Below are 22,081 nucleotides of genomic sequence, written 5' to 3' on the forward strand. Positions count from 1 at the left end.
AGCGGGGCGAGCTGCGCGGCCAGCCCGGCGGCGCGGCCGGTCCCGGACAGGTCGCCGGACAGGTGCACGGACACGACCTCGGCGGCGCCGCGCGCGGCTGCGGCCTCGTAGGCGGCGGCGAGCGCGGCGGGCGCGGGCTGCGAGGTGGTGACGCGCCGTCCGGAGGCGAGCAGGGCGGCGAGCCCCGCGGGGTCGAGGTCGAGGCCGTCGCGGTACCGGTCGCCGTCGGCGGCGACGTCGAGCGGGACGACGTCGATCCCCCAGAGGGTGGCCTCCTCGGCAGTGAGGCAGGCGGTGGAGTCGGTGACGACGGCGACCCGCGGCACAGCCGCGTCAGGTCCACCCGCGGCCTCGGGATGCGTGGCCCCGCCGAGCGCCCGCCCGAGGACGCGCGCCAGCCACCCGGTCCGCCCGGCGGCCGACTCGGCCGCACGGTGCCGCCCGGCCAGCGGGTCGGACACCGGGCCGTTCGCGGGCGCTGTGCCGCTCCCGGACGGCCAGCCGCCCCGGGACGGCGAGCGGTCTCCGGGCACCGGGCCGCCCGCCGACGCACGGGGCCGTCGGCCGCCGTCCCGTCCGGGGGGCGCGGCCGACGGCCCGTCGGCGGTCGTGGTCAGGCCGGCACCACGTTGACGAGCTTCGGCGCCCGCACGATGACGGTGCGCACGTCGCGCCCCGCCATGGCGCGCTGCACGCCGACGTCGGCGAGGGCGAGCTCGCGCAGCACGTCGTCGGTGGCGTCGGCGGGGACCTCGGCGCGGCCGCGGACCTTGCCCTGCACCTGGAACACGCAGGTCACGGTGTCCTCGACGAGGTACTGCGGGTCCACGACGGGGAACGGCTCGTGCGCGAGCGAGCGCTCGTGGCCGAGCCGGGACCACAGCTCCTCGGCGAGGTGCGGGGCGACCGGCGCGGTCATCAGCACGAGCTGCTCGGCGACCGTCCGGGGCACGGCCGGCAGCGAGGTCAGGTGGTTGTTGAGGACGATGAGCTTGGCGATGGCGGTGTTGATCCGCATGCCCGCCATGTCCTCGCCGACCTCGGCGATGGCGCGGTGCAGCACCCGCAGCGTCTCGACGGTCGGCTCCTCGTCGACGACGGTCACCGCACCGGTCTCCTCGGAGACGATGTTGCGCCACACGCGCTGCAGGAACCGCTGCGCGCCGACGACGGCCCGGGTCTCCCAGGGGCGGGACAGGTCGAGCGGGCCCATGGACATCTCGTAGACGCGCAGGGTGTCCGCACCGTACTCGGCGTACATCTCGTCCGGGGAGACGGCGTTCTTGAGCGACTTGCCGATCTTGCCGTACTCGCGGAACGCGGGCTCGCCGTTCCAGGTGTAGCCGGACTCGACGGTGTCGTCCTCGACGACCTCGGCGGCGGGCACGTAGACGCCGCGCTCGTCGGTGTAGGCGTACGCCTGGATGTAGCCCTGGTTGAACAGCTTGTAGAACGGCTCGCGGCTGGACACGTGGCCCAGGTCGTAGAGCGCCTTGTGCCAGAACCGGGCGTAGAGCAGGTGCAGCACGGCGTGCTCGACGCCGCCGACGTACAGGTCGACGCCGCCGGCGCCGTGGGTGTCGCCCGGGTTGTGGCCGGGGCCCATCCAGTACTGCTCCAGCGCGGGGTCGACGACCTGCCCGGTGGCGTGCGACGGGTCGAGGTAGTGCAGGTAGTACCAGCAGGACCCGGCCCAGTTGGGCATGGTGTTGGTGTCGCGGCGGTACTGCTTCGGGCCGTCGCCGAGGTCCAGGGTGACGGAGACCCAGTCGTCGTTGCGGCTCAGCGGCGCCTCGGGCGAGGAGTCGGCGTCGTCGGGCGCGAAGGTCCGCGGCGCGTAGTCCGGGACGTCCGGCAGGTCGACGGGCAGCGCGGACTCGGGCACGGCGATGGGCAGGTCGTGCTCGTCGTAGACGACGGGGAACGGCTCGCCCCAGTACCGCTGCCGGCTGAACAGCCAGTCGCGCAGCCGGTAGGTGGTGGTGCGGGAGCCGGCGCCGCGCTCGGCGAGCCAGTCGACGATCCGCGTCTTGGCGTCCGCGACGGTCAGGCCGTCGAGCGAGATCTCCTCGTTGGCCGAGTTGATGATCGCGCCGTCGCCGGTCCAGGCGCCCTCGTGGCCCTCGGGGGGCTGCACGGTGTGCACGACGGGCAGGCCGAACGCCTCCGCGAACGCGTGGTCGCGGGTGTCGCCGCCGGGGACGGCCATGATCGCGCCGGTGCCGTAGCCCATGAGGACGTAGTCCGCGATGAACACGGGCAGCGAGGCGCCGTTGACGGGGTTGAGGGCGTAGCCGCCGGTGAACACGCCGGTCTTGCGCCCGGCGTCGGCCTGCCGCTCGACGGCGGTCTTGGCGGCGGCCTCGCGCCGGTACGCGGCGACGGCGTCGGCCGGGTTCGCGGCGGCGCCGCGCCAGGTCTCGGGGACCTCGTCGTCCCATGTCGAGGCGGACCCGGCGACGATCGCGTCGACCAGCGGGTGCTCGGGCGCGAGGACGACGTACGTGGCCCCGAAGAGGGTGTCGGGGCGGGTCGTGAAGACGGTCAGCGGCTCGTCGGCGTCGGTGACCTCGAAGTCGACGTGAGCGCCCTCGGACCGGCCGATCCAGTTGCGCTGCATCGCGGTGACCTTCTCGGGCCAGTCGATGAGCGACAGGTCGTCGGCCAGGCGGTCGGCGTACGCGGTGATCCGCATGTTCCACTGCCGCAGGGTGCGCTGGAACACCGGGAAGTTGCCGCGCTCGGAGCGCCCGTCGGAGGTGACCTCCTCGTTCGCGAGCACGGTGCCCAGACCGGGGCACCAGTTGACCGGCGTCTCGGAGACGTAGGCCAGGCGCTGGGCGTCCACGACGCGGCGCTGCTGCACCTCGTCCAGGTCGGCCCAGGCGGCGCCCTCCTCCACGCCCTCGACCCCGGCGGGCACGGGGCGACGGCCCGACGCGTGCGCCTCGACCAGCGTCGCGACGGGGCGCGCGGCACCCGTGCCGCCGTCGGGGCGCACGGCGTCCTCGTCGTACCAGGCGCCGAAGATCTGCAGGAAGATCCACTGCGTCCAGCGGACGTAGTCCGGGTCGATGGTCGCGAAGGTGCGGCGGGGGTCGTGCGCGACGCCGAGCCGGCGCAGCTGGCGCGCCATGATCTCGATGTTCGCCTCGGTGGTGGTGCGCGGGTGCTGCCCGGTCTGCACGGCGTACTGCTCGGCGGGCAGGCCGAACGCGTCGTAGCCCAGGGCGTGCAGGACGTTGTCGCCCTGCATCCGGCGGAACCGCGCGACGACGTCGGTCGCGATGTACCCGAGGGGGTGGCCGACGTGCAGGCCCGCGCCCGAGGGGTACGGGAACATGTCCATGACGAAGAACGGCTTGGCGCCCGGGCGCGCGGCGGCGCCGTCGCCGTCCGTCAGCGGCCCGGCGGGGTTCGCGGCGAAGAACGTGCCGCGCTCGACCCACTCGTCCTGCCACCGGAGCTCGATCTGCTGGGCGAGCTCGGCGGTGTACCGGAACGGCACGTCCTGGCCACCGGCGGGTGCGGTGGCGGGGGCGGTATCGGGCTGCGAGGAGGCGGGCGACGTCACCGGGTGAGTCTATCGAGGCCGGGGACCCCGTCCGGACGCCCGGTCACCCGCGTGGTGGACCCGGGCGCCTCGACATGAAAGCCGGTGGACCCGACCCCGCGACCGCCGTCGGCCCGACGCGCGGCTCAGGCCGCGACGGCGGTGCGGCCGAGGGCCGCCCGGCCGAGGGCGCCCACGGCGATGACCAGGCCGACCAGGGTCAGCCCCGCCCCCACCCAGGCCGGCGCGAGATAGCCCCAGCCCGCCGCGATGACCAGCCCGCCCGCCCAGGCGCCCGCCGCGTTCCCGGCGTTCAGCGCGGAGTGGCACAGCGCGGCGCCGAGGGACGGGGCCGTGGGCGACAGGTCCATCAGCCACGCCTGCAGCGCGAGCCCGAGCACCTGGGACGCGACGCCGAGCAGCACGATCGCCAGCACGCCGGGCACCAGCCACTGCCCGACGACGGCGATGACGACCAGCACGACGATGGTGGCCCCGAAGCCCAGCAGCACCGTGCGGGGCACGGACCGGTCGGCGAGCCGCCCGCCCAGCAGCGTGCCGACGGTCATGCCGACGCCGAACAGCGCGAGCACGATCGGCACGGAGGCCTCCGCCATGCCGGTGACCCGGGTCATGAGCGGGGAGACGTAGGAGTAGACGGCGAACATGCCGCCGAAGCCGATGGACCCGGCGGCGCACGCGACCCACAGCCGCCCGTTGCGCAGCGCCCCGATCTCGGTGCGGACGCTCGCGCCGTCGCGCACGGCCAGGCCCGGGATGAACCGGAACAGCGCCGCGAGCGTGAGCACGCCGAGCACGCCGACGGCGACGAACGCGATCCGCCAGCCGAACACCTGGCCGAGCATCGTGGACAGCGGGACGCCGACGATGTTCGCCACCGTGAGCCCGGCCATCATCGTCGCGACGGCCTGCCCGCGGCGGCCCGGCCCGGCGACGTGCGCGCCCATGACGGCGCCGACGCCGAAGAACGCGCCGTGCGGCAGGCCCGCGACGAACCGCGCGGCGACCAGCCAGTCCGCCGTGGGCGCCAGCGCGGACAGCACGTTCCCGACCGTGAACGCCGCCATGAGGATCAGCAGCAGCGTCCGGCGGTCCATGCGGGCGGCGATCGTGGTGATCAGCGGGGCACCGACGACGACGCCCAGCGCGTACGCGGTGATGACGTGGCCCGCGGACGGGATCGACACCTTCAGGTCCTCGGCGATGAGCTCCAGCAGACCCATGGTCGCGAACTCGGTGGTGCCGATGCTGAACCCGCCGAGGGCCAGGGCCAGCAGCGGCAGGCGCGCCCGGCGCCGGATCAGGTGCGGGTCGAGGACGTCGCCGTCGGTCGCGGGCGTGGCGCCGCGGGTCGTGGTGTCCATGGGGTGCTCCTGCGCTGTCGTGTCCTGCGGCCACGCACCCGGGAGCACGGCGGGGGCCGTCCCGACGGGTGCGGCGGTCCCGTCCCGGTCGCAGCGACGGCGCAACTCCGGTGCCGCCAACCCTACCGCCCGGTCGGAGGGCGGGACGAGGAGGTCAGCGACCGTCGAGCAGCACCCAGATGGCCCGCGCGGCGACCTCGCCGAGGTCCACGTCGCGCGCCTCCCCCGCGCCGTCGGGCGGCGACACCCGCACCGCCGTCATCCCGGCGAAGTCGCGGCGCTCCACGACCTCGACGCGGGCGTCCAGCACGACGCCCACCGACGCGAGGTAGCGCAGCAGCCCGGGGTCGGCGTCGGAGATCCGGGCGATGCGGCCCGTCCCCGCGGCGAGCTCCCACAGCATGTCGGCGGCGGGCGCCGGGACCGTGCCGTCGGGCGCCGGGATCGGGTCGCCGTGCGGGTCACGGGTCGGGTGGCCGAGGCGGGCGTCGATCCGCTCCACCATGAGGTCGGAGACGGCGTGCTCCAGCACCTCGGCCTCGTCGTGCACCTCGTCCCACGCGTAGCCGAGCTCGCTGACCAGGAACGTCTCGATCAGCCGGTGCCGCCGCACCACCTGCACGGCGTGCCGCACCCCCTCGGGGGTCAGCGTGATCGCGGCGTAGGGCGCGTGCTCGATCAGCCCCTGGTCCGCGAGGCGGCGGACCGTTTCGGACACCGTGGAGGCGCCGACGCCCAGGCGCTCGGCGAGCATCTTCGTGGTCACCGGGGCGGTCGACCACTCCCGGGCGGTCCAGACCACCTTGAGGTAGTCCTGGGCCACCGCCGTCAGCCCGCTCGTCTCGCTCACGCGACCCAGGGTAGGGGCAGCACCGGGTGAGTGGCCCGAGCCGTCCACCCCGGCGGCGCCGCTGTGGTAGACCTCGGAGCACCCCGTCCGCCCTGGTGGGACGGCTCGCAGCGACGGAGGACGCCCGTGGACGCCGCACCCCTCACGCACGACGCCCGACCCGCCGGACCCCCCGCACCCGCCGCCCGTGCGGGTGCCGCCTGGCGCCGCGCCACCGGACCGTTCGTGCGCTGGTTCGCCCGCCGGCACCTGTCCTGGCCCGGACTGCTCGGCGCGCTGCTCGGCCTCACCGCCGCGATGACCCCGTCGCTGCTCCCCCGCCCGACCCTGTACCTCGGGGTGATCGCGGGCGTCGGCGCCGCGGTCGGCTACGCGGTCGGGGTCGGCGTCGCCTGGGTGCTGCACCGGGCCGGGCTGCCGCTGCCGCCCGCGCGGTTCCGCAACCGCGCGTGGCAGGTGCTGGCGTGGCTGGGGCCGGTGCTCGCGGTCGTCGTCGTGGCCGTGGGTGCCGCCTGGCAGGACGACGTGCGCGCCCTCGTCGGGCAGCCCCGGCAGACGTCGTCGGCGGTGATCGTCGGGGTGCTCGCCCTCGCCGTCGGGCTGGGCCTGATCGCGGCCGCGCGGGTGCTGGTGCGGCTGTCGCGTCGGGTCGCGCGGCTGCTGGGCCGGTGGATCCCGGCGCGCGCCGCGTCGGTCGCCGGGGTGCTGCTCGTGACGCTGCTCGTGTACTGGCTCGCGGCGGGCGTGCTGTTCCGGGTGGTCGTCGACGTCTCCGACTCCGTCTACTCCGGCACCAACGCCGGGACCGACGAGGGCGTCGAGCCGGTGACGTCGCCGCTGCGCTCCGGGTCGCCCGACTCCCTGGTCACCTGGGACTCGCTCGGGCGGCAGGGGCGGACCTTCGTCGCGGGCGGGCCGACCGTCGCGCAGGTCGACACCGTCGCCGGGCCGGTGACGGGGGCGACGGCCGTCGAACCGATCCGGGTCTACGCCGGGCTGGACTCGGCGGGCACCGCGCGGGAGCGGGCGGACCTCGCGGTCGCGGAGCTCGAGCGCACCGGGGCGTTCGACCGGGCGGTGCTGGTCGTCGCCGGGGCCACCGGCACCGGGTGGACCGAGCCGCAGCAGCTCGCCGCGCTGGAGTACCTGTGGAGCGGGGACACCGCCGTCGCCACCGTGCAGTACTCGTTCCTGCCGTCCTGGCTGTCGTTCCTCGTGGACGCCGAGCGCGCCACCGACGCCGGGCGCGAGCTGTTCGACGCCGTGCACGCCCGCTGGTCGGCACTGCCCGAGGACGACCGGCCGCTGCTGATCTCCTACGGGCTCAGCCTCGGGTCGTTCGCGGCCCAGGCACCGTTCGGTTCCGTCGGCGACCTCACCACCCGCGTCGACGGGGCGCTCTACGTCGGGACGCCGAACTTCACGCCGCTGTGGGGCACGCTCACCACCGGCCGCGACCCCGGCAGCCCCGAGTGGCAGCCCGTCGTCGACGACGGGACGTCGGTGCGGTTCGGGTCCGGCGCGGAGGACCTCGGCTCCCCCGACGCCGGCTGGGACGCTCCGCGCGTCGCCTACCTCCAGCACGCGTCCGACCCCGTGGTGTGGTGGTCCTGGGACCTGCTGACCCAGCAGCCCGACTGGCTCGCCGAGCCGCGCGGCCCGGACGTGTCGGGGCGGGTGCGGTGGTTCCCGGTGATCACGTTCCTGCAGGTCACCGTCGACCAGTTCTTCGGGGTCAGCGTGCCCGACGGGCACGGGCACAACTACGCCAGCCAGGTCGTCGGCGCCTGGGCCGACGTCACCGACCCCCCGGGCTGGACGGCCGACGACCTGACGGACCTCCAGACCCTCATCGACGAGACCCTGACCCTCCCCACCCTCCCGGGCGCCTCGGTCGGCTGACGCCCAGCGGCGAGGTCGAGGGGTTGCCGCCGGACTCGGGTCGGAAACCCTCGATCTCGGCGGGAACCCTCGACCTCGCGGCGAGGGTCAGGACTGGGCGTCGCGCCAGCGGGTCCAGCGCTCGACCAGGGAGAGGTCGTAGTCGGGGCCGCTCACGCCGACCGTGAACAGGGTGACGCCCGCCTCGACGAGCGGGGCGGCGACGTCCTCCGGGGCGGTGCTCACGGCGACGCTGCGCTCGACCAGGGTCGCGGTGTCACGACCGACGGCGGCGCCGTGCTCGTCGAGGATCGCGCTCTTGCGGGTCAGCGTGTCCAGGTCGCCGAACGAGTGCCACGCGTCGGCGTGCTCCGCCACGACCCGCAGCGTCTTCTTCTCCCCGCCACCACCGATGAGGACCGGGATGTCGCGCGTCGGCGCCGGGTTGCCCGCCGCGAGGCGCGCCTTGATGCGCGGCAGCGCCTGCGCGAGGTCCGCGATCCGGGTGCCCGGGGTGCCGAACTCGTAGCCGAACTGGGCGTAGTCCTTCTCGAACCACCCGGCGCCGATGCCCAGGATCAGGCGGCCGCCGCTGATGTGGTCGACCGTGCGGGCCATGTCCGCCAGCAGCTCGGGGTTCCGGTACGAGTTGCACGTGACCAGGGCGCCGATCTCGACGCGGCTGGTCTGCTCGGCCCACGCGCCGAGCATCGTCCAGCACTCGAAGTGCTTGCCGTCCGGGTCGCCGGACAGCGGGAAGAAGTGGTCCCAGTTGAAGATCACGTCGACGCCGAGGTCCTCGGCGCGGCGCACCGCGTCGCGGATCTGCGCGTAGTCGGCGTGCTGGGGCTGGATCTGGACTCCGATGCGGAGGGGTCGCGTCATGGCTGCACCGTACGTCGGCGCGACGCCGTCTACGCTGGCGGACGCGCCCCGTGGCGCTCCCCGCTCCCCGACCCCGGAGGTCCCCCATGCCCGCCGCCGACACCTCCGCGCCCGTCCCCCTGCGCTGGGTGGGACCGCTGCGGATCAGCGGCAACGTCATGACGGGCGAGACCGAGGTGCCGCTCGCGACCTACGAGTCGCCGCTGTGGCCGTCGGTGCGCCGGGGCGCGCGCCTGTCGACGATGGTCGAGGGCGGCATCCGCGCGACGCTGGTGGACGAGCGGATGTCCCGCTCCGTGCTGCTGGAGGCCGACGACGCCGGTGTCGCGCTGGCCGCCTGGCAGCACCTCACCTCGCGGCGCGAGGAGCTCGCGGCGGTGGTCGCGTCCAGCAGCCGGTTCGCCCGCCTGGTCGACATGCACGTGCAGATCGCCGCGAACCTGCTGTTCGTGCGGTTCGAGCTCACCACCGGCGACGCGTCGGGCCACAACATGGTGACCAACGCCGCCGACCGGCTGATGGACCACGTCCTCGCGACGGTCCCGGGCGTGCGCTACGGGTCGGTGTCCGGCAACTACTGCTCGGACAAGAAGGCCACCGCCGTCAACGGCATCCTCGGGCGCGGCAAGAACGTCGTCACCGAGATCGTGCTGCCCCGCCGGCTGGTCGAGCGGTTCCTGCACACGACGCCCGAGGCCATCGCGCAGCTCAACGTCCGCAAGAACCTCATCGGCACGATGCTCGCGGGCGGGCTGCGGTCCGCCAACGCGCACTACGCGAACATGCTGCTGGCGTTCTACCTGGCCACCGGGCAGGACGCGGCGAACATCGTCGAGGGCTCGCAGGGCCTCACGCACGCCGAGGTCCGCGACGGCGACCTGTACTTCTCGTGCACGCTGCCGAACCTCATCGTCGGGACGGTCGGCAACGGCAAGGGCCTGGACTTCGTGGAGGAGAACCTCTCCCGGCTCGGCTGCCGCGAGGACCGCGAGCCCGGCGCCAACGCCCGCCGCCTGGCGGTGCTGTGCGCCGCGACGGTGCTGTGCGGGGAGCTGTCGCTCATGGCCGCGCAGACCAACCCGGGCGAGCTCATGGCCGCGCACCTCACCCTCGAGCGGGGCAAGCCCGCCCAGGGCTGAGCCCGGCGCCCGAGGCTCCGGGGATGGGATCGGACCTCGGCGGTGTTGGTGTGGGCTGAGTGAAGACACGCACCCCTCGCTGGTGGTACCACGCACGCGCCGATACTCTCGTTCGGGCCCTGGGAGGCCGACGGCCGACGACGGCAGCGCACCCGGGACCAGCCGGCGCAGGGCCACCGCCCCGACGCACCGCCCGAGAGGATCCCACCCCGACATGCAGCTCGGCATCGACGACCTGGCGTTCGCCACCGCGGACCGGTACCTCGACCTCGCGGACCTCGCGCCCGTGCACGGCGTCGAGCCCGCGAAGTACACGGTCGGCCTCGGCCAGGACCGGATGAGCGTCGCCGCGCCCGACGAGGACGTCGTCACGCTGGCCGCCTCCGCCGCGCTCCCCCTGGTCGAGCGGATGTCCGAGCAGGACCGCGCGAGCATCCGCACCGTGCTGCTCGCCACCGAGTCCGGCATCGACCAGTCGAAGTCCGCGGGCGTGTACGTGCACCGGCTGCTCGGCCTGCCTGCCGCCGCGCGCGTCGTCGAGCTCAAGCAGGCCTGCTACGCCGGGACGTCCGCCCTCCAGATGGCGCTGGCCCTCGTCGCCCGCAACCCCGAGCAGAAGGTCCTCGTCATCTGCTCGGACGTCGCCCGGTACGACGTCGGGTCCTCCGGCGAGCCGACCCAGGGCTGCGGCGCCGTCGCCATGCTCGTCACCGCGAACCCGCGCCTCGTCGCGATCGAGCCCGTGTCCGGGCTGCACACCACCGACATCATGGACTTCTGGCGGCCGAACTACCGGACCACCGCCGTGGTCGACGGCCGGCTGTCGCTGCGCGCCTACACCGACTCGCTGTCCGGCGCGTGGGCGGACCTGCAGGCGCAGGGCGGTCCGGCGTTCGCCGACATCGACACGTTCGTCTACCACCAGCCGTTCACGAAGATGGCGGTCAAGGCGCACGCGCACCTCACCCGCCTCGTCGGCGCCCCGCGCGACGCCGAGGTGATGGACGCGCAGATCGCCGACTCGCTGCGCTACAACCGCGAGATCGGGAACTCCTACACCGCGTCCATGTACATCGGCCTGGTGTCGCTGCTCGACCACGCCACGGACGACCTCGCGGGGTCGCGCATCGGGTTCTTCAGCTACGGGTCCGGCGCCGTCGGCGAGTTCTTCACCGGCGTCGTGCAGCCCGGGTACCGGGACCACCTGCGCACCGCCGCGCACCGGCGCCTGCTGGACGACCGCACCCGGATCTCGCACGCCGAGTACTCCGCGATCGTCGCGCCGGTCAACCCGGTCGACGGCGGGGACCACGAGGTCCCGGCGAGCACCCGCAACCCGTTCCGCCTCGCGGCGATCACGGGCCACCAGCGGCTGTACGAGCGCAGCGCGGCCGCCGCGACCGCGGTCGCTTGAGCCGAGCAGCGACGGGACGCCCGTCGATCTCAAGATCGTAGTCAAATTCCGCCCTGGGCGGGTCACCTCGATGTTGTTCGTCGAACACTAGTGCGTCGCCTCACTCTCTGCCGTTCAGTTCGCACCGAACTGCGGACTGGACAACTTGAATCGGACGCACAGACTCAAGCGCCCGAACGAAGAGTCCCCGCACCACCGCGGACACTTCGCCCTTGCACTTTCCTGCGGAAGGCGCCCCACTCCAGCCCGCATACGCCGGTGACCGAAGACGGCAGGACGGAACACACTGGTCGCGACATTACATCAGCATGGCCGTCAGCAGCGCCACCGCAGCCGCCACCACCGCACTGGCAAAAGTAACCAGCACAATCTCCCGATTGTCGATTCGGCCGGAACGCTGCTCGACCGCCGCACGCAGGAACGCGATGTCAATGTTCTCGACCACCAAGTCGTCATCTTTTCGGTCGATGTCATGGATCGAATCGCGCCCTCGCGTAGTAGCAGCGTCGTCCAGGCGCCTCCGCCACACCAGCCAATCCCGGCGATGTGCTTCAATGTTTGCCATCGCCAACCAAATCATCGAAATGAGTCGCTTTGAGCCACTGGAAGCACGGGTGAACCTAGGCGTGTGGCGACCCGCCCGCAGGGCCGATCGAATCCGCTCGCGCCGCGGCATGGACGAAGCGTAGATCTTCTGGTAGTCCAAAGCGAGGAGCTGTTCGACCAGAGAACGCGCGCGGTCTTCCATCGCACGCACTCGAAGACCCGCATTCTTGTACTGGGCAAAGGCGTAGCCGAGGCGTGCCAGATCACGGAAGAGCGCCCGGAGCACCTCTTCTTGCACACCCTCCCGATGCAGGTGTGCCTGAACAACTGGGAACCCTCGATCTTGATACATCACAACATCCGAACTCTCGTCATCTGGGTACTGCGTAACTCGGATGACTCGATGGGCGAACATATTCGTACACCCGAGACTGCAGGCCTGAACGAACACGTCGAAATCTGCGCGGCGGCTGGCATCACGAATGATGTCGACGACGACATGCCCGCCCGAGCGAGGCGGCACTTCGCTCCCCGGCTGGCGTTCCCACAACGCGATCAACGTTATGCCATCCCACGCAACCCAGTAGTCTTCGGTAGGGATATCCGTCTCATTACGAAACATCGGCTGGTTCTTGATGGGGACATGCACTCTGAAGCACACCGGATCGGACATATACAGCGCCCGAAAGGCGTCCCCGTCGCTCAGCAAATTGTGCGTGCTCGTAACGCTGCCTACGGGAAACTGCTTAATGTAATGGGTCCACGCCGGACGGAGCTCGTCTCGCTGGACATCGGCGACACGCGTATCCGCTTCGAGGCCGTCGAGCAAAGCACTCCTCGCACTCGCGAAATCGACTTCGCTCCCGGTCAGGAGGTAGAACGTCCCGAACCGGGCAAAATAATAACCGACCGCATCGGCGTGTGCGTTCGCGCCAGCGGCCACCTCCGGCGCAGCAGCCGCGCCCGCGTCTAGTGCACCACGCTCGGTCGATTGCGCCAGCACGATGTCTGCGCGCGCCCTTTCATCGGACATTCCGCACCGCCCCTTCGCTTGACCAGGTGGTCGATGCTCGCACACTGTGCGACCAGGTGTGGGGCGTTTGGAGACCAATCGCAGAGCGAATCTGCTTCCGTTCGTGACGCGCCACTCAACGTCCGAGGTCGGGTCACCCCGCCCTCCCTCCCGGTGCCGCAGGCGCCTTACTGAGTTCACCCGGACCGGCGCGGCGGGGTGTCCGGCGGTACTGGGACATTCACGGTTCCCCGCCGCCCGGGCTCCGCCCCGGCACCGGTGGGCCGTGGCCCCCGTCCGAGCGCCGTCGAACGCCCGACAGCCGACAGCCGACAGCCGACAGCCGACAGCCGACAGCCGACAGCCGACAGCCGACAGCCGACAGCCGACAGCCGACAGCCGACAGCCGACAGCCGACAGCCGACAGCCGGACGCTACTGGTACGTGACCAGGTCCGGCACCGGCTGGACCTGGTACGTCTGCGCCGGGTCGAGCATCGGTGTGTCCTCGTCGTAGAAGTTCTTCCAGCCCCAGTGCACGTCGGGCGCCCCCTGGTGCAGGGTCGTCCAGGTCCCGGCCTTCGCGGGCTGGGAGCCCTGACCGTCGGCGTGGATGATCACGGCGAGCTCGTCGTGGCTGGTGTCCAGCCGCTCGCGGTCGGTGATCATCCGCAGCGAGAACTGGTGCAGCAGGAACATCTTCTGCGGCAGGTGCCGGTCCCGCGTGAACTCCGCGAGCCACGCGGCGGTGGCGTTGACCTCGTCGATGCCGACGGACCCGATCTGCCGCAGGTGCACCTGGTCGGGTGCGAGCCGCCACTCCGGGTCGAGGGCGAGGCCGACGTGCGGGTACGCCAGCAGGTCGGCGTACTGCTGCGCCTGCGTGACGAAGTCCGTGCGACCGGGCTGGAGGTCGATGACGACGTACTGCCCGGCCTCGGCGGCGGCCTCGACCAGCGGGCGCAGGTCCTCGATCGCGCGCGGCCGCGAGTACGAGCTGTCCGGCTCCGGCGCCGCGGACGCGACGGTCGCGATGATCTCCAGCGCCGGGACGACGGTGTCGTCCGTCAGGGCGTCGTACTGCGCGGCGGTCTGCTGCGCGCGGGCGATGGTCGCGGGGACGTCCTGCTCCCCCAGCACGCCGAGCGCCGGGGTGCCCGGGGTGCCGTACAGGGCCACGTAGCGCTTCCGATCGACCCCGGGCGCACCGGAGTGGTCGGTGAACACGAGCTGGCCGCCGCCGGGCAGCTGCACGCCGGTCGCCGCCGTCGCGACGCGCGGACCCAGCCGGGCGGGGTCGCCGAACGTCGAGCCGACCGCGACCACGGTCGCGACGCCGTCGAGGCGCTCCACGGTCGCGCTCGTCGCACGCGGGTCCCCGCCGGGGACGTCGACCACGGGCACACCCGCCGCCCGGGCGGTCGCCGCGACGACCGCCGTCCCGGCGGGGTCGAGGGCGTCGGACGCGGAGTCGACCAGCAGCGCCGCGGCCTCCGCGTCCTGCGGCGGCTCGACGGTGGTGGTGCTCGCGCCGAGCACCGAGGGCTCGGCGGACACGTCCGTCCCAGCGGGCTCACCGGACGCGGCGGACGCACCCGGCTCCTCCGTGGCGCGCGCGGACGCGGACGCCGTCGGCTCCGGGTCGGAGGCGGCGGTGAGCAGCGCGGGCTCCGGGCGCGCGAGCGCGGCGACGGCGGCGACCAGACCGTCCGGCGCGACCTCCTCGGCCTCGCCGGTCACGACCCCGAGGTCGGCGAGCGCGTCGGCGTCCACGACCGCCGCGTCGAGCGGGGAGGTCCGCACGTCGTCGGGCAGGTCCGCGTCGGCGGCGTCCCCGAGGACGACGAGGTCGGTGGTCCCGAGCCGGTCGAGCTCGTCGGCCAGCCCGTCCGCGCCCGCGACCAGCACCGGACCGCCGAGCGCCACCGCCACCGTGGCGGCGGGCGCGACGAGCGCGGGGTCGGCGTCGGCGACGAGCACGGCCACCGGCGCCTGCGCGAACAGCGCGCCGCTCACGGCGAGCGCCACCTCGGCCGCGGGCCCGTCGGGCACGACCGTGGTCGGGGCGTCGGGCAGGGCCACGCTGGACCGCAGGACGACCGGGGTCGGCGTGGGCGTCGGCTCGGTCTCTCCGCCCCCGGTGCAGGCGGCGACGAGGGCGGTCGCGACGACGAGCGCCCCCGCACCGGCGAGGGACCGGCGACGGGGACGGGTGGGCTGGGCGGACGGTGCGGCAGGCACGGGTCTCCGGGGCCGGGGTCGAGGGGCACCGCCACTGTAGGCACCGGCGCCGACACCCCGCGAGGCCGGACGTGACGGACGTCGCGCCGACGCGGACGGCGGGCGGCCGCGACCCGGGAGATGATCGGGGCATGACCTCGGACCCGGAGTTCAGCACCGCCGGCGCGTACGTGACGACCGGCGAGGAGTTCGTCCGCGACCAGAGCTACATCACCACCCGGATCACCGCCGACGGCCGCGACGGCTACCCCGTCGAGCCGGGCCGGTACCGGCTCGTGGTGTCGCGGGCGTGCCCGTGGGCGAATCGGGCGATCATCGTGCGGCGGCTGCTCGGCCTGGAGGACGCGATGTCCCTCGGCGTCTGCGGGCCGACGCACGACTCGCGGTCGTGGACGTTCGACCTCGACCCCGGGGGCGTCGACCCGGTGCTGGGCATCCCCCGCATCCAGGACGCGTACCTGCGCCGGTTCCCGGACTACCCGAAGGGCATCACGGTGCCCGCCGTGGTCGACGTGCCGAGCGGCGCCGTCGTGACGAACGACTACGCGCAGATCACGCTGGACCTGTCGACGCAGTGGACCGCGCACCACCGCCCCGGCGCGCCCGACCTGTACCCCGAGCACCTGCGCGACGAGATCGACCAGGTGGCCCGGCAGGTGTTCACCGACGTGAACAACGGCGTCTACCGGTGCGGGTTCGCGGGCTCGCAGGAGGCGTACGAGCGCGCGTACCGGCGGCTGTTCGCCCGGCTGGACGCCCTGGAGGAGCGGCTGTCCGGGCAGCGGTACCTGGTCGGCGACACCCTCACCGAGGCCGACGTGCGGCTGTTCACCACCCTGGTGCGGTTCGACGCCGTCTACCACGGACACTTCAAGTGCAACCGGAACAAGCTCACCGAGATGCCGGTGCTCTGGGCGTACGCACGGGACCTGTTCCAGACGCCGGGGTTCGGGGACACGGTCGACTTCGACCACATCAAGCGGCACTACTACGTGGTGCACGAGGACATCAACCCGACGCAGATCGTCCCCGCGGGCCCCGACCTGCGCGGCTGGCTGACCCCGCACGGCCGGGAGTCCCTGGGCGGCCGCCCCTTCGGCGACGGCACCCCGCCGGCCCCGGTGCGCCCCGAGGAGCGCGTCGACCCGGCGCACACCGCGGAGGCGATGGCGGGCTGACCCCGCCCCCCGAAGCCGCCGAGGTCGAGGGATTGCGGCGAGGTCGAGGGTTTCAGCCGCCGAGATCCGGCGAAACCCTCGACCTCGTGCAGCGCGCTACGCCGCCGGGCGGACGCGGACCACGTTGCGCCAGGGGTCGTCGAAGGTGACCGTGGCGCCGTCGTCGCGGACGCCGACGCCGTGGGCCGTCAGCCGCTCCCGGAGGGCGCCGACGTCGTCGCTGCCGGGGACGACGAGCGTGACCTCGCCGAGGCCGAGGCTGGACGCCCGGGGACCGGCCCCGGCGGAGTTCCACGTGTTCATCGCCATGTGGTGGTGGTACCCCCCCGCCGACACGAACAGCGCGCCGTGCCACTCCGCCATGACGTCGAACCCGAGCGCATCGACATAGAAGGCCCTGGCCCCGGCCACGTCCCCCACCTGGAGGTGCACGTGCCCGACCACGGGCTTCCCGGCGGGCGCGGCGAGCGCGGCCTCGGTGACGTGCCCCTGGATGAACTCGTTGGGGTCGAGCCGCAGGGAGTCCATGAGGACCCGGCCCTGGGCGTCGTAGCCCCACAGGTCGCGGGCGCGGTCCCAGTAGAGCTCGACGCCGTTGCCCTCGGGGTCGGTGAGGTAGAACGCCTCGGAGACGAGGTGGTCGGCGCTGCCGATGTAGGTCTGCGGGGCGCGGGAGGCGACGGACGCGAGGGTCGCGGCGAGGGCCTCCTGGGTGTCGAAGAGGATCGCGGTGTGGAACAGGCCGGCCTGGCCGCGGCTGGTCGCGGGGAGGTCGGGCATGTGCCGCAGGACCATGAGCGGCAGGGTGCCGCGCCCGAGGACGACGACGTCGGGGCGGCCGACGCCCCCGATGCGCTCGTCGGGGCGCTCGACGACGTCGAGGCCGATGACGTCGCGGTAGTACCGCACCTGCAGGTCGAGGTCGCCGACGAGGAGGGTGACGGGACCCATGGCGGTGTCGGCGGCGAGGCGGTCCTGGGGCAGCGGGGAGGCAGGGGCGGCGGTCATGAAGCCAACAATAGTTGAGGCTTCAACCGATTGCCAGTCCCTGGCTCCTTCAGCCCCGGCGCTGCACGTCGTTCTGCCCGAAGTCCTGCAGGAACCGCGGGCCCCGCTCCCGCAGCTCCGCCTCGAACTCCTGCGCCCACCCGCGGTACGGGCGGTTCGCGAGGCCGTCGTTGGCGAACCGGGCGTCGTCGGTGACCTCGGTCTCGCAGAACGGCGGGATCTGCAGGTCGGTGACCGGCCCGGAGCGCTCGCACTCCGCGATCACCAGCGGCGCGTTCGCGCCGCCGAACACGTCGACCACCCAGCCGTCCGCGCCCAGCCACACCGAGTAGCGGTTCTTGACGATGCGCAGGCCGCCCCGGCGGATCATCTCGACGCCGACCGAGACGTCGATCTCGCGCTCCGCCTCGTACCGGGTGCCGACGTTCATCGGGCCCTTCAGCGTCACCGCGCAGAACTCGAACCGATCCCCCACCTCGTCCAGCACCGCGAGCGCGTCCGCGTCCGGGCCCAGCGGCAGCGCGAGCCCCGACGCCTGGAGCCGCAGCCGCAGCGCGTACCCGTCCTGCGCGAGGAAGTACGACTGGACGATCAGCACGGGATCGGGCTCGTCCAGCAGCTCCGGGGGCAGGGCGCGCACGAAGAACCGGCGCTCGAACTCGAAGTCGCCGTAACCGGTGTCGCTCACCGCGGGTGCCTCCTCGCGCGGGTGGTCGGCGCCGCCGCGGCGCCTCTCCCGGTCACGGTACGCGACGGGCGCTCAGGATCCGCGGAGGTCGGTGCCCAGGGTCAGCCCCCACGGGTGCCGCTCGACGACCGTGAAGCCGACCCGCTCGTAGAACGCGATGGCCCCGGTGTTCCCCCCGGACACCCCGAGGTGCAGCCCCGGCACACCCCGCTCCCGCAGCGCGTCCCGGAGCGTGGTGATGAGCGCGCGCCCGAGCCCCCGGCCCTGTGCGGCGGGCAGCAGGTCGATGTGCAGGTGCGCGGGGTACCGGTCGGTCACCGCCGGGTCGTACGTGGCGCCGTCGTGCACCACCCGCAGCAGCTCGTGGTCGCGGGTGGCGTGGTCGACGTCCTCGGGGCGCGGCAGCCGCTCGCGCAGCGCGGGCCACCAGTGCTGCTCCTGCCAGCGCGCGAACCCCTGGGAGTCGGCGGTGCCGACCACGTAGCCGACGACGGCGCCGCTGCCGTCGGTCACCACCCAGGTCAGCCCCGGGTCGGCGACCGGGTAGGGGGTGGCGTACACGTGCCCCAGCAGGTCGGGGTCCCGGTACACGGGCGTCGCATCGGCTCCCGCGTCGCCCGTCAGCAGGCACACACGGGACATCCCGGGCAGGTCGCACGTCGCGAACGGTCGCAGCCGCATGGCCCGCGACCCTACCCGCCCGAGGTCGCGCTGAGTGCTGGCTCGCGGGTCGGTGTGGGTACCGCCGCCCGGTCCCGCACCAGCAGCACGCCGCCCAGCACGAGCACCCCGCCGACCACCTGCGCCCAGCCGAGCGCGTACCCGGTCAGGGCGCTGATCAGCACCGTGAACACGGTGATGAGGTTGAGGTACGACCCGGCCTCGGCGGGCGGGACCCGGCGCAGCGCGAGGTTCCACAGCAGGTACGACCCGACCGAGGGCAGCACCGCGATCACCAGCACGGCGACCACGGCGTCCCGCCCGGTCGGCCAGTGCACCTGCCCGGCGACGGCGAACGGCGACATGACGACCGCCGCGATCGTCGCCTGGAACGCCGTCGACGCGATCGGCGGCACCCCCGCCAGCCCGCGGCCGCCGAGCGTGTAGAACGTCCACACGACGATGGCGCCGACCATGAGCACGTCGCCGACGTTCGCCTCGGACCGCAGCAGGTCGCCGACCCGGCCTCCCGTGATCACCACCAGCACCCCGACCAGGCCGAGCAGCATCCCGGCGGTCGCCCGGCGGGACGGGGCGCGCCGGACCAGCAGCGCGCCGCCGAGCGCGATCAGGGCGGGGTTCAGCGCGTTCACCAGGGACGCATTGACCGACGACGTGTGCTGCAGCGCCGTGTACACGAACAGCGCGTAGCCGACCATGCCCAGCAGCGCGAGCACCACCTGGCGCGGCCAGGTCCGCAGCACCGCCCGCCAGTCGGGCCGCTCGACCACCTGCGCGATGACGAGCAGCGGCACCGCCGCGATGGCCCAGCGCAGGGCCGTGAGGCTCACCGGGCTCATCTCCCGGACCGCCACCGCCCCGAGCACGTAGTTCGCCGCCCAGAACAGGGTGGCCCCGACGAGAGCGATCAGCGGGGCGGTCCGAGCGGGGAGGTGCACCCGCGGAGGATACGCGGCCCAGGTGTCGCGACCTGCACCGTCACGGTGCGCGCTGACGGGCAGCGGTTGCCGTTCGCCCGGTCGTGGTCATACTTCGACGGGGAGGTGGGGCGGATGACGACGGACCAGGTCGAGGTCTCCGTGGTGCTGTGCACCCGGGACGGCGCCGCGCGCCTGCCGGAGACGCTCGCGCACCTGCGCACCGCCCTCGACGCGACCGCGCGGACGGCCGAGCTCGTCGTCGTGGACAACGGGTCCCGCGACGGCACGCCCGCGCTGCTCGCCGAGGCCGCCCGGACGGACCCGCGCGTGCGGGTCGTGGAGGAGGCCTGCCCGGGGACGTCCCGGGCCCGCAACCGCGGCGTCGGCGCGGCCGCGGGCGACGTGCTGCTGTTCACCGACGACGACGTGCACGTCCCGGCCGACTGGGTCGACCGGATGGCCGGTCCGCTGGCCGAGGGCTCCGCGGACCTGGTCGGCGGTGCGGTGGCGCTGGCCCCGCACCTGCACCGCGACTGGCTCAGCCCGGAGCTCGCCTCGGAGTACTTCGCGGTCGTCCCCGAGCCGCCGGTCGTCGGCCGGGAGTTCGCCGCCGCGAGCATCGGCGCGACGCGGGCCGTGCTGGACCAGGTGCCGTTCGACGAGGCGCTCGGCACCGCCCGGTACCCCGGCGCGGAGGACCTCGTGTTCCGGCTCGACGCCCTGAACGCGGGGTTCCGGCAGACCGCCGTCGCCGGGGCGACCGTCGAGCACCACCCCGACGCGCGCCGCCTGGAACCCGCCCGCCTCGCCGCCCTCGCGACGGGCCGGGGCCGCGCGGAGGCGTACCTCGCGCACCACCTGCACGGCCGCAGCCCGCACGCCGCGACGTCGCTGGCGAAGCTCGCGGTGACGTCCGGGATGCTCCTGGTCCGGCGCGCCCCGGCCCCCCGGGCGGCGGGCGCCGTCGACGCGGAGGCGCTGCGGCTGCGCCGCCGCGTGGCGTTCCACCGCGAGATGCTCACGCTCACCCGCACCCGCCCGCCGCGCTGACGCGCGGCGACGGGGTCAGCGCGTGAACGCGGTGGGGCCGTCGTCGGCGAGGCCGTGGCGGACGCGCGCCTGCATCTCCTCCGACATCTCCGGCAGTGCCGTCACGTCGAACCAGCGCGCCTCGGAGTTCTCCCCGTCCCCCGGGCCCGGCTCCCCCGACACCCAGCGGAACCGGAACGTCAGGTCGAGGTACTGCGACCGGTCGCCGTTGGCGTACTGCATGGGCGGCAGCGTGTGCACCCACGCGAGCCGCTCGGCGACGGCGACCACCTCGGTCTCCTCCAGCACCTCCCGGGCCCCCGCGACCGCGGGCTCCTCCCCCGGGTCGATGATCCCGGTGACGGGCGTCCACGCCCCGTTGTCCGCGCGCCGGACGAGCAGCACCTGCTGCCGGGCGGCGTCGTCGGGGTCGGGGCGGAGCACGACGGCGCTCACCCCGGAGAGCCACAGCAGGTCGTGGCCGATCTTCTCGCGCAGGTCCAGGACGAAGTCAGGGGTGGGCACGCGCCCGATCGTACGGGCGCCGACCCCTCAGGCGGGTGGGACCTCGTCGCGCCACGAGTGCTGCGGCACGTACCCCAGCAGGTCGCGGGCGGCGTCGATCGCGAGCAGCGTCTCGTACGTCCCGAGGTCGCGGCGGACCTGCACCCCGGGGAACTCCGCGGCCAGCAGGTCGACCGACGGGGTGTCCATGATCGTGTCGGCGGCCGCGATCACGACGTTCTGCGACCCCGTCGTGGGGACCTCGAGCGCCAGCCGGAACGCGGTCGCGGCGTCGCGCACGTCCACGTAGCCCCACAGGTTCCACCGGCGGGACGCGGGGTCGGCATGGAACTCCCGCACGTGGGCGTACGCGTCGCGCGGGAACACGTTGGACAGGCGCAGCCCCACGAACGGGATCCCCGACCACGCCGAGACCTGCGCGGCGACGTCCTCGCTCAGCACCTTGGACAGCGCGTACGTCGTCGTCGGGTACGGGTAGTGCGCCTCGTCCACCGGCGCGTACCGCGGCGGGACGTCGAACGGCAGCCCGAGCGTCGTCTCGCTCGACGCCCACGCGACCTTGCGCAGCCCGAGGCGCTGCGCCGCGAGGAAGACGTTGCTGTTCGCGGCGAGGTTGCGGTTGAGGGTGTCGGGCGCGGACTCCATGCCCGGCTGCGGGATGTTCGCGAGGTGCACCACCGACGCGCAGCCCGCGAGCGCCTCGACGGCCTGCCCGTAGTCGGTGAGGTCGGCGCGCATCACGTCCACGCCGAGGCCCGCGCGCTCCCCGAACGGCCCCTGGGCGTCCGTCGCGTGCACCTCGTACCCGTGCGCGACCAGGTCCGCGACGACGGCCCGACCCACCTTGCCCAGCGCGCCGGTCACGGCGACTCTCTCGGTCATGCGGCCATCCTCACCCGGGCGGGGCGTGCGGTCGAGCGGGCTTCACGCCGTGGGCGCGGCGGCGGCGCGCGGTGCTCCGGTCGACGGCAGCCTGCACGAGCGTGACGAGGGCGAGCACGCACACCCCGGTGGCCGCGGCGGTGACGACGCGCCCGCCCGGTGCGAGCGCGAGCGCGCCCGCGACGAGTGCCACGACGCCGAGCGCGATGACGACCGCGCCGCGCAGCCGGGAGCGGCGCGGGTCGGCGGCGACCCCCAGGAAGCG

19 protein-coding genes are annotated in these 22,081 nt (G+C 73.8%); 5 read left to right on the plus strand and 14 right to left on the minus strand.

Annotated features, from left to right (window positions below):
* From EBM89_RS13720 to EBM89_RS13735, 4 genes are all read right to left on the minus strand, one after another.
* On the minus strand, positions 1–461 hold a 461-nt coding region (locus EBM89_RS13720), incomplete at its 3' end, for a DegV family protein (protein ID WP_233571737.1).
* A 152-nt stretch (positions 462–613) separates the two neighbouring features.
* Positions 614–3,574, minus strand: coding sequence for a leucine--tRNA ligase (gene leuS / locus EBM89_RS13725; RefSeq protein WP_305038145.1), 2,961 nt, complete (start codon positions 3,572–3,574; stop codon positions 614–616).
* Positions 3,575–3,699: 125 nt separating this feature from the next.
* Entirely contained in the window at positions 3,700–4,938 is a 1,239-nt protein-coding gene (locus EBM89_RS13730) for an MFS transporter (protein ID WP_122149987.1), read from the minus strand.
* 154 nt (positions 4,939–5,092) lie between these two features.
* Entirely contained in the window at positions 5,093–5,788 is a 696-nt protein-coding gene (locus EBM89_RS13735) for a metal-dependent transcriptional regulator (RefSeq protein WP_439647188.1), read from the minus strand.
* 126 nt (positions 5,789–5,914) lie between these two features.
* Between EBM89_RS13735 and EBM89_RS13740 the strand changes: the two genes are divergently transcribed.
* Positions 5,915–7,690 carry an alpha/beta hydrolase gene (locus EBM89_RS13740; protein WP_122149988.1) on the plus strand — a complete coding sequence of 592 codons (1,776 nt, stop codon included), beginning with the start codon at positions 5,915–5,917 and terminating at the stop codon, positions 7,688–7,690.
* A gap of 87 nt (positions 7,691–7,777) precedes the next feature.
* Here EBM89_RS13740 and EBM89_RS13745 read toward each other — a convergent pair whose 3' ends face one another.
* The gene (locus EBM89_RS13745; protein WP_122149989.1) at positions 7,778–8,554 is read right to left on the minus strand and encodes an LLM class F420-dependent oxidoreductase; all 777 of its coding nucleotides are present in this window, start codon (positions 8,552–8,554) and stop codon (positions 7,778–7,780) included.
* Between the two features lie 86 nt (positions 8,555–8,640).
* Here EBM89_RS13745 and EBM89_RS13750 point away from each other — a divergent pair, with 86 nt between their 5' ends.
* Together EBM89_RS13750 and EBM89_RS13755 are read left to right on the plus strand one after the other, a co-directional pair.
* The gene (locus EBM89_RS13750; protein ID WP_122149990.1) at positions 8,641–9,693 is read left to right on the plus strand and encodes a hydroxymethylglutaryl-coenzyme A reductase family protein; all 1,053 of its coding nucleotides are present in this window, start codon (positions 8,641–8,643) and stop codon (positions 9,691–9,693) included.
* 214 nt (positions 9,694–9,907) lie between these two features.
* Complete coding sequence (locus EBM89_RS13755) at positions 9,908–11,107, plus strand: hydroxymethylglutaryl-CoA synthase (protein WP_122149991.1); 1,200 nt, start codon at positions 9,908–9,910, stop codon at positions 11,105–11,107.
* 298 nt (positions 11,108–11,405) lie between these two features.
* Here the strand turns inward: EBM89_RS13755 and EBM89_RS13760 are convergent, their stop codons facing one another.
* Both EBM89_RS13760 and EBM89_RS13765 read right to left on the minus strand, forming a co-directional pair.
* Positions 11,406–12,686 (minus strand): hypothetical protein, encoded by a 1,281-nt coding sequence (locus EBM89_RS13760; protein WP_122149992.1) that lies wholly within the window; start codon positions 12,684–12,686, stop codon positions 11,406–11,408.
* A 413-nt stretch (positions 12,687–13,099) separates the two neighbouring features.
* Positions 13,100–14,905, minus strand: a complete 1,806-nt coding sequence (locus EBM89_RS13765) for a hypothetical protein (RefSeq protein WP_122149993.1) — start codon at positions 14,903–14,905, stop codon at positions 13,100–13,102.
* 131 nt (positions 14,906–15,036) lie between these two features.
* Here EBM89_RS13765 and EBM89_RS13770 point away from each other — a divergent pair, with 131 nt between their 5' ends.
* The gene (locus EBM89_RS13770) at positions 15,037–16,083 is read left to right on the plus strand and encodes a glutathione S-transferase family protein (protein WP_122149994.1); all 1,047 of its coding nucleotides are present in this window, start codon (positions 15,037–15,039) and stop codon (positions 16,081–16,083) included.
* A gap of 96 nt (positions 16,084–16,179) precedes the next feature.
* Here the strand turns inward: EBM89_RS13770 and EBM89_RS13775 are convergent, their stop codons facing one another.
* The 4 genes from EBM89_RS13775 to EBM89_RS13790 all read right to left on the minus strand — a co-directional run bounded on the left by EBM89_RS13775 (position 16,180) and on the right by EBM89_RS13790 (position 19,398).
* On the minus strand, positions 16,180–17,091 hold the full coding sequence (locus EBM89_RS13775; protein WP_233571738.1) for a VOC family protein: 912 nt from the start codon (positions 17,089–17,091) through the stop codon (positions 16,180–16,182).
* Between the two features lie 49 nt (positions 17,092–17,140).
* On the minus strand, positions 17,141–17,779 hold the full coding sequence (locus EBM89_RS13780; RefSeq protein WP_122149995.1) for a CYTH domain-containing protein: 639 nt from the start codon (positions 17,777–17,779) through the stop codon (positions 17,141–17,143).
* Positions 17,780–17,851: 72 nt separating this feature from the next.
* Positions 17,852–18,460 (minus strand): GNAT family N-acetyltransferase, encoded by a 609-nt coding sequence (locus EBM89_RS13785; RefSeq protein ID WP_122149996.1) that lies wholly within the window; start codon positions 18,458–18,460, stop codon positions 17,852–17,854.
* An 11-nt stretch (positions 18,461–18,471) separates the two neighbouring features.
* Entirely contained in the window at positions 18,472–19,398 is a 927-nt protein-coding gene (locus EBM89_RS13790; RefSeq protein ID WP_233571739.1) for a DMT family transporter, read from the minus strand.
* Between the two features lie 114 nt (positions 19,399–19,512).
* On the opposite strand from EBM89_RS13790, the gene EBM89_RS13795 reads away from it, so the two are divergent.
* Positions 19,513–20,430 (plus strand): glycosyltransferase family 2 protein, encoded by a 918-nt coding sequence (locus tag EBM89_RS13795; protein WP_122149997.1) that lies wholly within the window; start codon positions 19,513–19,515, stop codon positions 20,428–20,430.
* 15 nt (positions 20,431–20,445) lie between these two features.
* On the opposite strand, the gene EBM89_RS13800 is transcribed toward EBM89_RS13795, so the two are convergent.
* The 3 genes from EBM89_RS13800 to EBM89_RS21320 form a co-directional block, all read right to left on the minus strand.
* Positions 20,446–20,934, minus strand: a complete 489-nt coding sequence (locus tag EBM89_RS13800) for an NUDIX hydrolase (protein WP_122149998.1) — start codon at positions 20,932–20,934, stop codon at positions 20,446–20,448.
* Positions 20,935–20,961: 27 nt separating this feature from the next.
* Positions 20,962–21,816, minus strand: coding sequence for an NAD-dependent epimerase/dehydratase family protein (locus EBM89_RS13805; RefSeq protein WP_122149999.1), 855 nt, complete (start codon positions 21,814–21,816; stop codon positions 20,962–20,964).
* Positions 21,817–21,826: 10 nt separating this feature from the next.
* The coding region (locus EBM89_RS21320) for a hypothetical protein (protein ID WP_158609670.1) at positions 21,827–22,081 on the minus strand (255 nt) is incomplete at its 5' end.

Source organism: Cellulomonas triticagri, from assembly GCF_003696205.1.
Lineage (GTDB): Bacteria > Actinomycetota > Actinomycetes > Actinomycetales > Cellulomonadaceae > Cellulomonas > Cellulomonas triticagri.

What these genes read in the sequence shown, in the direction of transcription:
- EBM89_RS13730 (WP_122149987.1), bottom strand. Translation starts at nt 4,938, where the DNA reads ATGGACACCACGACCCGCGGCGCCACGCCCGCGACCGACGGCGACGTC.
- EBM89_RS13745 (WP_122149989.1), bottom strand. Translation starts at nt 8,554, where the DNA reads ATGACGCGACCCCTCCGCATCGGAGTCCAGATCCAGCCCCAGCACGCC.
- EBM89_RS13750 (WP_122149990.1), top strand. Translation starts at nt 8,641, where the DNA reads ATGCCCGCCGCCGACACCTCCGCGCCCGTCCCCCTGCGCTGGGTGGGA.
- EBM89_RS13755 (WP_122149991.1), top strand. Translation starts at nt 9,908, where the DNA reads ATGCAGCTCGGCATCGACGACCTGGCGTTCGCCACCGCGGACCGGTAC.
- EBM89_RS13760 (WP_122149992.1), bottom strand. Translation starts at nt 12,686, where the DNA reads ATGTCCGATGAAAGGGCGCGCGCAGACATCGTGCTGGCGCAATCGACC.
- EBM89_RS13770 (WP_122149994.1), top strand. Translation starts at nt 15,037, where the DNA reads ATGACCTCGGACCCGGAGTTCAGCACCGCCGGCGCGTACGTGACGACC.
- EBM89_RS13775 (WP_233571738.1), bottom strand. Translation starts at nt 17,091, where the DNA reads ATGACCGCCGCCCCTGCCTCCCCGCTGCCCCAGGACCGCCTCGCCGCC.
- EBM89_RS13785 (WP_122149996.1), bottom strand. Translation starts at nt 18,460, where the DNA reads ATGCGGCTGCGACCGTTCGCGACGTGCGACCTGCCCGGGATGTCCCGT.
- EBM89_RS13795 (WP_122149997.1), top strand. Translation starts at nt 19,513, where the DNA reads ATGACGACGGACCAGGTCGAGGTCTCCGTGGTGCTGTGCACCCGGGAC.
- EBM89_RS13805 (WP_122149999.1), bottom strand. Translation starts at nt 21,816, where the DNA reads ATGACCGAGAGAGTCGCCGTGACCGGCGCGCTGGGCAAGGTGGGTCGG.